Source organism: Paenibacillus sp. JCM 9796 (genome assembly GCF_055379675.1).
The window spans coordinates 2,621,845-2,634,064 of record NZ_AP043723.1 but is presented as its reverse complement, the minus strand read 5'-3'; the positions used below and the strand labels follow the sequence as shown (position 1 = coordinate 2,634,064).

11 protein-coding genes are annotated in these 12,220 nt (G+C 58.2%); 7 read left to right on the top strand and 4 right to left on the bottom strand.

Annotated elements, in window-relative coordinates:
- Nucleotides 1-9 precede the first annotated feature (9 nt).
- On the top strand, nucleotides 10-1,275 hold the full coding sequence (locus ACZ439_RS12690; RefSeq protein ID WP_054798310.1) for an MFS transporter: 1,266 nt from the start codon (nucleotides 10-12) through the stop codon (nucleotides 1,273-1,275).
- 197 nt (nucleotides 1,276-1,472) lie between these two features.
- Here ACZ439_RS12690 and ACZ439_RS12685 read toward each other — a convergent pair whose 3' ends face one another.
- Both ACZ439_RS12685 and ACZ439_RS12680 read right to left on the bottom strand, forming a co-directional pair.
- Nucleotides 1,473-1,964, bottom strand: coding sequence for a DinB family protein (locus tag ACZ439_RS12685; protein ID WP_054798309.1), 492 nt, complete (start codon nucleotides 1,962-1,964; stop codon nucleotides 1,473-1,475).
- A 119-nt stretch (nucleotides 1,965-2,083) separates the two neighbouring features.
- Nucleotides 2,084-3,757, bottom strand: coding sequence for a glutamine--tRNA ligase/YqeY domain fusion protein (locus tag ACZ439_RS12680; RefSeq protein WP_330164542.1), 1,674 nt, complete (start codon nucleotides 3,755-3,757; stop codon nucleotides 2,084-2,086).
- 277 nt (nucleotides 3,758-4,034) lie between these two features.
- Between ACZ439_RS12680 and ACZ439_RS12675 the strand changes: the two genes are divergently transcribed.
- Together ACZ439_RS12675 and ACZ439_RS12670 are read left to right on the top strand one after the other, a co-directional pair.
- Nucleotides 4,035-4,442, top strand: a complete 408-nt coding sequence (locus ACZ439_RS12675) for a hypothetical protein (protein ID WP_155614932.1) — start codon at nucleotides 4,035-4,037, stop codon at nucleotides 4,440-4,442.
- A 173-nt stretch (nucleotides 4,443-4,615) separates the two neighbouring features.
- Nucleotides 4,616-5,971: a DUF2252 domain-containing protein gene (locus tag ACZ439_RS12670; protein ID WP_464621057.1), complete on the top strand. Its 1,356-nt coding sequence runs from the start codon at nucleotides 4,616-4,618 to the stop codon at nucleotides 5,969-5,971.
- A 191-nt stretch (nucleotides 5,972-6,162) separates the two neighbouring features.
- Here ACZ439_RS12670 and ACZ439_RS12665 read toward each other — a convergent pair whose 3' ends face one another.
- Complete coding sequence (locus ACZ439_RS12665) at nucleotides 6,163-7,026, bottom strand: EcsC family protein (RefSeq protein WP_141334816.1); 864 nt, start codon at nucleotides 7,024-7,026, stop codon at nucleotides 6,163-6,165.
- A 182-nt stretch (nucleotides 7,027-7,208) separates the two neighbouring features.
- Between ACZ439_RS12665 and ACZ439_RS12660 the strand changes: the two genes are divergently transcribed.
- Nucleotides 7,209-8,054: a DUF72 domain-containing protein gene (locus ACZ439_RS12660; RefSeq protein ID WP_464621129.1), complete on the top strand. Its 846-nt coding sequence runs from the start codon at nucleotides 7,209-7,211 to the stop codon at nucleotides 8,052-8,054.
- Nucleotides 8,055-8,141: 87 nt separating this feature from the next.
- Here the strand turns inward: ACZ439_RS12660 and ACZ439_RS12655 are convergent, their stop codons facing one another.
- Nucleotides 8,142-8,498: a DUF3889 domain-containing protein gene (locus tag ACZ439_RS12655; protein WP_054798307.1), complete on the bottom strand. Its 357-nt coding sequence runs from the start codon at nucleotides 8,496-8,498 to the stop codon at nucleotides 8,142-8,144.
- A gap of 209 nt (nucleotides 8,499-8,707) precedes the next feature.
- Here ACZ439_RS12655 and ACZ439_RS12650 point away from each other — a divergent pair, with 209 nt between their 5' ends.
- The 3 genes from ACZ439_RS12650 to ACZ439_RS12640 all read left to right on the top strand — a co-directional run bounded on the left by ACZ439_RS12650 (nucleotide 8,708) and on the right by ACZ439_RS12640 (nucleotide 11,295).
- On the top strand, nucleotides 8,708-9,868 hold the full coding sequence (locus tag ACZ439_RS12650) for a cation diffusion facilitator family transporter (protein ID WP_464621056.1): 1,161 nt from the start codon (nucleotides 8,708-8,710) through the stop codon (nucleotides 9,866-9,868).
- Nucleotides 9,869-9,896: 28 nt separating this feature from the next.
- The gene (locus ACZ439_RS12645) at nucleotides 9,897-10,943 is read left to right on the top strand and encodes a flavin-containing monooxygenase (RefSeq protein ID WP_201317765.1); all 1,047 of its coding nucleotides are present in this window, start codon (nucleotides 9,897-9,899) and stop codon (nucleotides 10,941-10,943) included.
- Between the two features lie 82 nt (nucleotides 10,944-11,025).
- Nucleotides 11,026-11,295, top strand: a complete 270-nt coding sequence (locus ACZ439_RS12640) for a hypothetical protein (protein WP_054798306.1) — start codon at nucleotides 11,026-11,028, stop codon at nucleotides 11,293-11,295.
- Nucleotides 11,296-12,220: the final 925 nt, after the last annotated feature.

Below are 12,220 nucleotides of genomic sequence, written 5' to 3'. Positions count from 1 at the left end.
GAACATATCATGTGGAGAAACCGGAACGTATGGATCGTGCTCACAGGGGAATTTATCGCAGGACTCGGCTTATGGATGTCGATTATTGCCAATCTCGAGTTTATGCAGCAGCGGGTGCCTTCGGATTTTGTGAAATCGTTGATCTTGATTGCAGGGCTGCTGGCGGGCGTCGCGTTCGGCCCTCTGGCCGGTCGGGTGATCGATACCGTCTCGAAGAAACGGGTGCTGCTGTACGCAAGTGCAGGCCGCATGCTCAGCGTCTGCTTCATGTTCATCGCCCTGCAGCAGGAGTCGATCGGCTGGATGGTCGTGTTCTTCGTGTCACTGCAGGCCTCGGCGGCGTTTTATTTCCCCGCGCTGCAGTCCGTTATTCCGCTGATCGTGACGGATCGGGATCTGCTGGCGCTGAACGGCGTGCATATGAATGCCGGCACACTGGCGCGTATTCTGGGCACGACACTGGCGGGACTTCTGCTGTCGGTCATGTCGTTGTATGGACTGTACATGCTGGCGATGGCCGCATATGCGCTGCTGCTCGTCTCTACCTTCTTCCTGCAGGTGCGCGAGCGGGACACGCCGGCAGCGGCGGAGTACGGGATTCCGGCGGGTCCAGGGAAGCGGGAGGCTGAAGCCATGGACGAACGGGCGGAAGGTCCGGCCGAGCGCGGTTTTAAAGCGATCGTACCGCTGCTGCGCACGCAGCCGACGGTCTTGACGGTGCTGCTGCTGACGATCATCCCGACGGTGTTTATCGGCGGCTTCAACCTGATGGTCATCAATATCAGCGAGCTGCAGCACGATCCCGGGGTCAAAAGCTGGCTGTACGCCGTTGAAGGCACCAGCATCATTCTCACCGGCTTTCTGGTGAAACGCTTCGCCCGGAAAGGTTCGCTTCTTAGCCGGTTGTTCCTGTTCGCTCTGTTCGTCGCCGGAGCCGAGCTGCTGCTTGTATTCGCGCATGTGAAGCTGTGGTCGCTGCTCGCTTTCGGTGTATTCGGCTTCGCGGTGGGCGGCTTCTTTCCTGCGGCTGCGACGTTGTTTCAACGGGACGTCCCCCAAGCGTACCACGGCCGCTTCTTCTCGTTCCGCAGTATGCTCGACCGCGTCATGTTTCAAGCCGTGCTGCTCAGCACCGGCCTGCTGCTCGACACGATCGGGCTGCGGCAGATGGTGCTGTGGTACGGCGTGCTGTCGCTGGCTTTAGCCGGATGGCTGGCGGTTCGCGAAGCGAACCGCATGCGCCGGCAGCGGCCCGGAGATGCGGGCGTCTCCTGAGAAGGACGGCGCAGCGGGCCGTGTCTCGGCTGCGTCGGGACGGCACCGCTTGCAAGGGCGAAAGCCCATGCCCGCCGCTTTCTTGCGACGCGTGCGGTGTACTGCCGTTGACTCACCAAAAAAACCAGCGCCGATTCCCGAGGAACGGCGCTGGTTTTTTTGGTGATTTGCAAGTTTTCCTTACCCGGAAGCACGGCTTACTGCGCAGCCGGCTGCCATTCTTCCTTCGCAGGCCCGTAAACGCCTGGCACCTTCAAGCCGGCTTGACGCATCAGGACGGTCATCTGCGCGCGGTGATGCACCTCGTGGTTGACGAGAATGTGCAGCGTCACCCCGTTCGGCCACGGTTCGCCGTACAGATTGACCTGCTCCTGCAGCGAGGCGTCTGTCCATTGCCCGAGCACCGCTTCAAGCAGCGCTTGGCTCGCCCGCTCGTAAGCGTCGGCGATCGCCTGGGCGGACGAAGGCTGGGGCGTGTGTTCGTCCGGTGATTCGAACTTCAGGCCGGTTCTCGACATCATCTCCTGGAGCGTCGTCACGATGTGCCAGGCGAGTTCACCGAGCTTGCGGTGTCCCGGAGCTACTTCCTGTGCAAGCGAGGCGTCCGTCAGCGCACGGAATATTTTCAAGGTTGAGGCGCTCTCGTGCTTCCATTCTTGTTCAAAGGCGGCAATGCTCTGAATAAACATGCAATCCACTCTCCCGTTTCATGGAACGATTGGTGAAGATCCCTGCTTGTATACCTTCCATAAGAACGCCCGGAACCCTTTCGCAGAAAGGGGAACAACGCATTAAGTTTTGTTAAAAATTATTTGCCCTTCACATCGAAGGAACTTTTCAGCGAGACGATCCGGTTGAACACGAGCTTGTTTGCGTCCGAGTGCTTCGAATCGACATTGAAGTAGCCGTGGCGGAAAAATTGGAACTTGTCCTGGGCCTTCGCATCCTTCATGTTGTCTTCCACGAATCCGTGCACCGTCTCCAGCGAGTTCGGGTTCAGGTTGCTTAGGAAGTCGTCGCTTTCCCCGGCCGTTGCATCGGAAATAAGCGGCTCGTACAGGCGGAATTCGGCCGGGCGCGCTTGCGTGGCCTCGACCCAATGAATCGTGCCCTTCACTTTGCGGCCGGTAAAGCCGCTGCCGCTTTTCGTTGCCGGATCGTACGTACAGCGCAGCTCGATCACATGGCCCGCCGCATCCTTCACGACTTCCTCGCATTTGATGAAATAAGCGTGCTTCAGGCGCACTTCATTTCCCGGGAACAGGCGATGGTAGCCTTTCACCGGTTCCTCCATAAAATCGTCCTGCTCGATATAAATTTCACGCGAGAACGGAATATGGCGAACGCCCATCGCTTCGTTCTCCGAGTTAATTTCCGCCTCCAGCATTTCCGTCTGCCCTTCCGGGTAGTTGGTGATGACCACCTTCAGCGGGTTCAGCACAGCCATGGTACGGGGAGCCTTCAGCTTCAAGTCCTCGCGGATGAAATGCTCGAGCATCTTCTCGTCAACGGTGCTGTTGCTCTTCACGACGCCGATCTCGCGGCAAAATTCGCGAATCGCTTCCGGCGTGTATCCTTTGCGGCGCAAGCCGGAGATCGTCGGCATCCGGGGATCGTCCCAGCCGTCCACAACCTTCTCGTCGACGAGGAGCTTCAGCTTTCTTTTGCTCATGACCGTATTCGTAATGTTCAGGCGGCCGAACTCGTATTGCTGCGGGACGCACTCCATTTCGCATTCACGGATGACCCAATCGTATAAAGGCCGGTGGTCGGCAAACTCAAGCGTACAGATGGAATGTGTGACGCCTTCGATCGCATCCTCCAGCGGGTGAGCATAATCGTACATCGGATAAATGCACCACTTGTCGCCGGTATTATGATGCTGCGCATGGGAGATGCGGTACAGCACCGGGTCGCGCATATTGATGTTCGGCGAGGACATATCGATCTTGGCGCGCAGCACCTTCTGGCCGTTCGGGAACTCCCCGCTGCGCATCCGCTGGAACAGGTCGAGGTTTTCTTCCACGCTGCGGTTGCGGAACGGACTTTCTTGGCCGGGCTCGGTCAGCGTTCCGCGCGTTTCCCGGATTTGATCCGCCGTCAGATCGCAGACATAGGCTTTGCCCTTCTTGATGAGCAGTACCGCCCGGTCGTACATTTCCTCGAAAAAGTCGGAAGCAAAAAACAGCTTCTCCCAATCAAAGCCGAGCCATTTCACATCTTCCTTGATCGATTCGACATACTCGGTGTCTTCCTTCAACGGGTTCGTATCGTCAAAACGCAAATGCGTCCGACCGCCGAATTCGTCGGCCAGCTCGAAGTTCAAACAGATCGACTTGGCGTGACCGATATGCAGGTAGCCGTTAGGCTCCGGCGGGAAGCGGGTGACGACTTCGCTGACTTTCCCCGTTTTCAGGTCGTCGGCCACAATTTGTTTAATGAAATTAGTGGATGAAGCAGATGCCGGTTTCGTAGTCTCCACGGTGGTATCAACCTTTCTCTGAAAAAATGCCAAAACTATTACTACTTATAATACACAAAATCGGCGGCAATTATAATGTTTTTCCGTATGAATCCGGATGAAACCGGTTTCTATGAAAATCAACGCGGTGAATGAAGAGTACCGGCTAATCGTGGTTTGTGAAACGGAAAAAGGAAATCCTGAATTTTCCATCACATCCCCTGAAAAACGGAGGAGGCCTGCGAACGGTTTAACACTCCCGTACCGTTGCGAACGCTATTACCGAGGAGGGATTCGCTTGACTATGAATAAAACACCGAACGGGCAGCCCGGCAAGGAAGACCTGCCATTCGAATATGAGAGGCATCCGGATTCAACCTATTTTCACGAGACGAGACGACCGTCGCACCCGTACGCCCCGCTTCCGATCCGCAGCCAAACCTACCGGAAGCCGTGGTACCGGCATGGCTGGCTGTGGCTGCTTGTCGCTTTGCTGGGGATCGCAGGGGTCGTCGCCGCCCTGTGGGCGGTGGCCGGCAGCATGGACGGCGTCGGCCGTGCCGTGCAGGAGCAAACAGGGGCACTGCGCGAGCAAACCGGCGTACTGGCTTCGGCAGGCGACGAGCTGAAGCGGCTGACCGCCAGCGTCAACCGCCTGACGGATACGATTGAAGAAGCAATCCGGAATCTGCGGTCTGCTATGTAAGGCCAGAAACCGCCGGGAGCTCCGGCGGTTTCGTAGGTGTGGGCGGGAAGCCGCCGGTCAGGGGCTGGATGCGTGGATTCGGGGGTTGCGAGCATGAGACGGCATGGCCGCATTGCATTGACACCAGGATGAAGCATCGGCTACGATAGCCTGAAACGGAGGGGAGCCTGTTCATGACGATTGAACGATTGATCGCTCGCGTTCAAGAGACGCACGGGCGGCTGCGCAAAGATATGCTGCAGCGGGTATTCGACGAATTTGACGGACAGTTGATGCAAATAGGAGAGGCGGGGCGCCGGCAAAAGTACGCCAAAATGGCGGGCAGCGCCTTTTCTTTTTTTCGCGGCAGCGCTTACCTGTTTTATTTCGATACGACCCGGGAGTGGTTCCCTTATCATACGCCCGCCGATCGTCCGACATGGATACAAGGCGACCTGCATTTTGAAAATTTCGGCGTATTCCGCAGCGAGCACGGCCGGTTTGTTTACGATGTGAACGATTTTGACGAAGGGTACCTGGGCTCGTACCTGTACGATATATTGCGGATGTCCGTGAGCATCTCGCTCGTATGCCGGATGAAGGGGTTGACGCCCGCAGAGGAGCACGAAGCGATTGTCCGTTATGCGGGCGCATACGACAAGCAGATTCGGCGGTTTGCCAAACGGAAGGAAGATCCGCGTACGCTCGTTTTCGATAAGGAGCATACGCATGGCCCGATTCGCAAGCTGTTGAAAAAGTCGGAAAAGCGGGCGGCCTCGCAATTTCTGGAGGGCATTACGACATTGACGCGTTCCGCCCGCCGCTTCACGAAATCCGCGGAGCTTGTGGCTCCGACCGCGGAGGAGCGCCGGATGCTGGAGTCGGCTTGGCCCGGCTACCTGCAGACGATCAGCGAGCAAGCCAAGCGGCCGGATGGCTACTACGCGATCAAGGATGTGGCGCTTAAGCATGGCTCCGGGACAGCTTCCATCGGGCTCGACCGGTACTACGTGTTGATCGAAGGGGAAGGCGGCGAGCATGCTCCAGACGATCACGTCATCGAGGTGAAGGAAGTGCGCACACCGGTCCCGGCTTATTTTCTGCCGTATCATGAGGCGTTCTGGGCTTATTTCGGCCATCAGGGCAAGCGGGTGACGATGACGCAGCAGGCGATGCACCATGAAGCCGATCCGTTCCTCGGGTATATGACGATGAACGACAGGCACTTCTACGCGCGCGAGCGATCGCCGTATAAGAAGAAGCTGAAGGCTGAGAAGCTGGCTAACGCCGACGAGCTGTTCGATGTGCTGGACTGCATGGGGCGGATCACCGCGAAGCTGCACGCCCGGGCGGACGCGGATGTGGACCATGGGCTGATGCGTTATCACAGCGAGGACGAGATCGCGGCTGCGATCGGGAACGATGTGGAGGCGTTCTGCGATTATGCGGCCGACTGGTCGATGGCTTACGCGCATCAAGTGGAAGCCGATTATCGCTTGTTCGCGGAATGGGCGCAGGAGCGGACGGCGGTGTATGCCGCGCAGGAGTAAGGCGGTGCGGGGCGAGGGCGGGGGGATGATGTAAGCCGCACAAGTGGAGGGACGATGACGCGTGGTCATAGCGGAACGGCTGTACGCGATTTGAAAGTATCCATGAGCCTTCTGCCGCCCTTCAGCGGGGCCGCTGCGCAACCGGAGAAGGACCGTCCGCGGGCAGGTGTCCGGACGGTCCAAGATCATCGTTATTGTTGCTGCCGCAGCCTTTCCAGTATGCGCCGCTTGCGGTACAGCATCGTGGCCGCCTCTGCGACGTCCTGCAGGGTGCTGCGGTTGAGCACCGCGCCGAACAGCATGCCCGCGATCGGAACGAGCTGGAACAGCTTCTTCCAGCCGAAGTTGTCACGGTAGGCGGCGACCACCTCGCGCCAGCCCTGCAGCTGCGAGAGCGATTCGGGCTTGCGGCTTTCGTTGCCGTAGTCGGCAAGCTCCTCGAGCACCGCTTTTTTGCCGACGATGTCGGCGGAAGCGAACTGCAAGCATTTGATGACGAAAACGCGCTCCGGTTTCTCCTTCGGATCATAGCCGTATACCATGGCTACTTCCTGGATGGTCTTGAGCGACAGCCCGAGGATGGCGGGAATATCGATGGCAAGCGTGAACAGGCCGCCGAAGCCGGTAGTCGCGCCCTGTGCGGTCGCCAGCTTTATGCGGTTGTGCGTGAGGCTCGCCGCGGCGCGGTTCATGACCGCAAGCGGCAGGCCGGGAACGTCCGCGAGCGTGAGCGGCGCTTCCTTCGCCTCTCCGCGAGCCTCATCGGATGCGGCAAGCTCTTCCTGAAGCCGGCTCAGAACCCCGCTCTCCGACACGAGATACCGGCCTCCGCTCTGCACGTAGCTGCCGACTTCGTCCATCGCCTGGGCCAGTTTCTTCTGGATGGCTTGGGGCGTTAAGCGGTCGAGCAGCTGAAAGGGCAAGCGCCCGATTTTTTCCCAAAACCACAGGTCTTTCTGGCTCTTCTCCCAAGTCTCGATATCGTTCAGCATGGCGAGCAGCGCTTCTCGGGATTCCGGGGTATGCGGGTAGGGCTGGATCGGATCGGTCGTCATGATACATACACACTCCTTTGCTTACTAGAGTACTACGAAATAGCGCGGAGCCGGATGCGCTGAACATGGAATCGGTCCCAAGCGTCGATATGAGCAGGAAGAAGTTATGACGCGACGGATGAATCCGGCTAATTACGGCGGTCCCGTTACCGGAGGGCGGGCCCTTGGAAAGGAGCGAAACGATGATACGAATCGGACTTGCAGGCTGGGGCGACCATGACGTGCTGTACGAACAGGGCGCCGCAGCGCGGGATAAGCTAAAAGTATACAGCCGCTATTTCCGGACCGTCGAAGTGGACAGCTCGTTCTATGCGGTTCAATCGCCGGACCAGTTTGCGCGCTGGGTCGGCGATACGCCTCCCGACTTCACGTTCGTTATCAAGGCGTATCAAGGAATGACGGGACACGCGAGGGGCAGCATCCCTTACCCGGACGCGGCATCGATGTTCCGCGCCTTCTGCGAATCGATAAGACCGGTGGTCGAAGCGGGTAAGCTGACCTGCGTGCTGTTCCAGTATCCCCCGTGGTTTGATTGTACGCGAACGAACGTAGAGCTGCTCCGGCAAGCGAAAAGACTGATGGGCGATCTCCCGCTGGCGCTAGAGTTCCGCCATCAAAGCTGGTTTACGGCGGACATGCGCGAGAAGACGCTTGCCTTCATGAAGAAGGAAGGCTGGGTCCATAGTATTTGCGACGAGCCTCAAGCCGGCGTGGGGTCCATCCCGACGGTGCTGCAGCCGACCGACGACGCGCTGACGATCGTTCGGATGCACGGCCGGAACGCGGCCAACTGGAATCAGGGCGGCGGTCCAAACTGGCGGGAAGTGCGGTATTTGTACCGTTACAGCGAGTCCGAACTGCTTGAGTGGAAGGCGCATCTGACCGGTCTGCAGCAGCAGACGAAGGAAATTTGCGTCATCTTCAACAACAATTCCGGCGGAGACGCCGCGCATAATGCGTTGGAGTTGATGCGGCTGCTCGGCATGCCGACCGAGCCGCTTGCGCCGCGCCAGCTCGGTTTGTTTTAGGTGTGCCCGTGCATGTCAATGAGCGAGCGACTTCCATAGACGCCCAATAACCTGGCCCATGGCCAGGCTATTGGGCATGCCGCCGTCTTAAGGATGCGATTCTTTGGTGGAGATCCGAATGAGCTTGTCGCTTTTCGGGTTGTAGCGAACGGTGACGTAGAGGGAGAACGGCTCTTCGTTTTGTTGCACCCACAGTTTGAATTGCTGCTCCGCGGCGTAAGGCGACAGTTCTTTGAGGCCGATGTACCGGTAATCGAGTACGCGATATTGCCGCTTCTGAGCCTCCTGAACGGCCAAGCGGCTCCACTTCGCATAGGACGGCTCCTGGCTTACGGATACGGACGACGGCAAGAAAGGTTCAAGTATGCGGGTCGCCTCGGCCCGCTCCGGAACAAGGATAGCGGCCATGAGCAAAGCCAGCAGGGACAGACGGGTAGATTTCATAGGATGCACCTCCACTTCTATTTTTTAATACTTGATCCGAATCCATGCGCGAGGAGCTGGATACTTCTTTGCAAGCGTGGATGTGAAGGTATATCTTGACAGGGAAGCCATATCCTCTTATCATAATATATGAATACATGCTCATATGTAGTGGTAATGATTCTGCATATGCTGTGACCAGAAGCTACGGAGCAAGGGAGGCTGATCTTATGGGCAATGAGCATTCTCCTCGGTCCGGAGGGACGAGCGGCAAAACGAACGACGGGTGCCGGCAGGAGGAAGACGCTAACGGGAAACACCGTCACGATCCGGAAGGCCATCATACAAACGATCAAGCGTGTAAACACGATCAGGATCACGAACACAACCATGAACACAACAACGATCACGCACACAATCACGACCATCGGCACGAGAAAAGTCACGCTCACGGGCATGCCCACGGCGGCGGCCATCACCACGGTCACCACCACGGTATCGGCGGCCACCATGACCACGGGCGCGAAGGCAATAAGCAAGGGTTGACCATCGCGCTGATAATTACGGCGGGCATTATGCTGCTGGAGTTTTTCGGCGGCTTGTGGACGGGCAGCTTGGCGCTATTGTCCGATTCGGGGCATATGTTGAGCGACGCGAGCTCGCTTGTCTTAAGCTTGATCGCTATCGGCTTCGCGGCCAAGCCGGCTTCCCCGGCGAAGACATTCGGCTTTTATCGCTTTGAAATTTTGGCGGCGCTGTTCAACGGGGTAACCTTGTTCGTCATTGCCGGCATTATTATGTGGGAAGCGTACGAACGCCTCCTCGATCCGCCCCAGGTCGCCAGCGGCACGATGATGGGCATCGCCGCGATCGGCCTCCTCGCCAATTTACTAAGCGCCCTGGCGCTGATGCGCAAGGGAAACGTGCACGAGAATGTGAACTTGCGCAGCGCCTATCTGCACATTCTCGGCGATGCGCTCGGGTCGGTCGGAGCGATCGTCGCCGGGCTCGTGATGTGGGCGTTCGGCTGGTACGCGGCCGATCCGATCATCAGCGTCGTCGTCGCGCTGCTCATTTTGAAAGGCGCCTGGGGCGTCATCAACCAAACGGTGCACATCTTGATGGAGGGTACGCCCTCGCGGATCCGTTTGCCGGACGTTCAGCAGGCGCTGCAAGGCATTGCCGGCGTTATCGACGTCCATGACCTGCACGTCTGGACGATTACTTCTGGGCTCGATTCGTTGAGCTGCCATATGGTCGTCGAGGATCAGGCGGACGGCCAGCATATTCTGCAGCAGGCCATACAACTCATTGAGCAGCGGTTCGGCATCGGGCATGCGACGATTCAGATTGAAAACTCGACCATTCGACACGAAGAGTTGAAGGTATAACGCAGCATAGAAGAAGGAGCGGTCATGCATGAATAAGTCGGTGGATGTGGCTGTCATTGGAGCAGGTCAAGCTGGACTTGCGGTTGCCTATTATTTGAAAAAAAGGGGTATATCGTTCCTTTGCATCGATCGTAACGAAGCGGTCGGCGATGCGTGGCGTTATCGGTATGATTCGCTCGTGCTGTTTACGCCGCGATGGTACAGCGCCCTGCCGGGAAGAAGCTTGGAGGGGGACCCGAACGGTTACCCTTCGAAGGACGAGATCGCCGATTATTTGCAGGCGTATGTGACGGACTTCGACCTTCCGGTTCAGCTTGGCACCTCCGTACAAGCGCTTGAGACCGCCGGCGCCCGCTATCAGATCCGTACCGATCAAGGCATAATTACCGCCAATCAGGTGGTTGTGGCGACGGGGCCCTTTCAACGACCTGCCGTGCCGCCGCTGGCGGGCGGACTGTCCGCCTCGGTTGTGCAGCTGCATTCCAGCGTCTACCGGCGTCCGGAGCAGCTGCAGCCCGGGCCGGCGCTGGTTGTCGGCGGAGGCAACTCCGGGGCCCAAATTGCCGTGGAGCTCGCAGCATCCGGACGAGAAGTCGCATTCTCTGCGGCGCACGCGCTCAAGTTTATACCGCTTGATGTGCTCGGCCGAAGCGTATTCGGCTGGATGGACGCCCTCGGCATTCTGGGAGCACCGCGGGACTCGAGGATCGGGAACTGGCTTCGGAAGCGGAAGGATCCCATATTCGGCCGAGAGCTTGCCCGCTGTCTCAAGCGAGGGAACGTGCGCTTAATGCCTCGAACCGTCAGCGCCGAAGGCGACATCATCCGGTTCGAGGACGGATCGGAGCAGCGCGCGGCGAACGTGGTCTGGGCGACGGGCTTTCGGCCGGACTTCGCCTGGATCCGCATCCCGGGCGCCGTGGATGCGCAGGGGCTTCCGGTACATAAGCGAGGGATCGGCGCCCATCCGGGACTGTACTATGTCGGGCTGCCCTGGCAGCATTCCCGCGGCTCCGCACTGGTGGGCGGGGTGGGAGAAGATGCGGAATTTGTCGTGGAACGCATATGCATCTAGCGCAGATTGTTCCATAGCTCGCATAAAACACCGCCGATTGTCCCACATTAACAGCGATTAATGTGGAAAGGAGGCGTGTGAGATGTCCAGATACGATTCCAGCTTACAATCGCAAAATCCGATTTCCCAAGCGCAAAATTCAGTGGAGAAAGCTCACCATGCCGTCACGCAAGCCCAGTCCCATCCGACCGCGCAGATGATCGAGCAGGCCGAGACGGCTGTCGACAAAGCGCAGCGCTCCATTGCGCAAGCCGTCGGCCATGAGCACGCAGAGCAGCCGATGCAGCTGGCGCAAGAGTCGCTCGCAGAGGACCAAGCGGCGCTCCAAAGCGTGAAGCCTTCGCAATCCTGAGTCCTGAGGCTTCGGCGTACCGTCGCCGTCATCGACCAAGAGACCGCCGCCGCGGCTTTGCGCCGCGGCGGCTTTTTGGTGCGCCTCACAGTCGCACAATCTAGGTGGTTCAAATCCACTCGGTAACTTTACCCTTTAAAGTGCCGTAGCCGAAGCAGAGGTCCTACCTCCGGAAGGAGAAGGACTGGCAGGGTGTCTCTCGCGAGGGAGAATCTGAAGGGCCTACAGGCAAAGTCCAGCCCGGAATGCGGTGAACCAGAGGTGGCGGCGATGTTGGGTGACCCGCCCAGAAAACGGGGAAACCTGTGCGAATGCGCATATCTTGCAGGAAAGCACGAAAGGGATATGACCTGCAAGGCTCATCGACGTGATTAGGGTCAGGATGGATGGAACAGAATGTGCAGATGATCGAGGGAAGTCTCGTAGTCTCCTTGACGCAAACGCGGGCAAGGTAGGGGAGGTATAACCCAAAGGGGAAAGCCAAGCCGACGGGCTGCGAGATGGCGGATCGTTCCATAGTAGCGAGTAAGTCCGAGCCGATGAAAGCTGGTAACAGACTGGAGGGGAAAACTCGGATGAGTATGCGCGGATTTTTTTTTGAAGCGGTTGTAAGCTTTGAAAACTGCGAGTCGCATAACCTGCTTCCACTTCAAAAGAGGGAAGACAGAGGCAAAGGGAACGTGCTTCGTCAAAGTCTGTGAGTTCGAGTGAATGGAGATCGTAAGCGCCTTAAACAGAAGGGCAGTGCCAAGAGGGTGCGTCCCGCCGATGGCGAAAGAATGTCAAAGGACATAGGACTGCTGGCGACCTGAGTACGCACTGCGAGGTTGAAGCGATTGGCGAAAGCCTAATACGCAGCCGCGAAGGGCTGAACAAGCAAGGAATCGATCTTTGTAGCAAGGACAAGATCAGCTTGGTGAGTAGC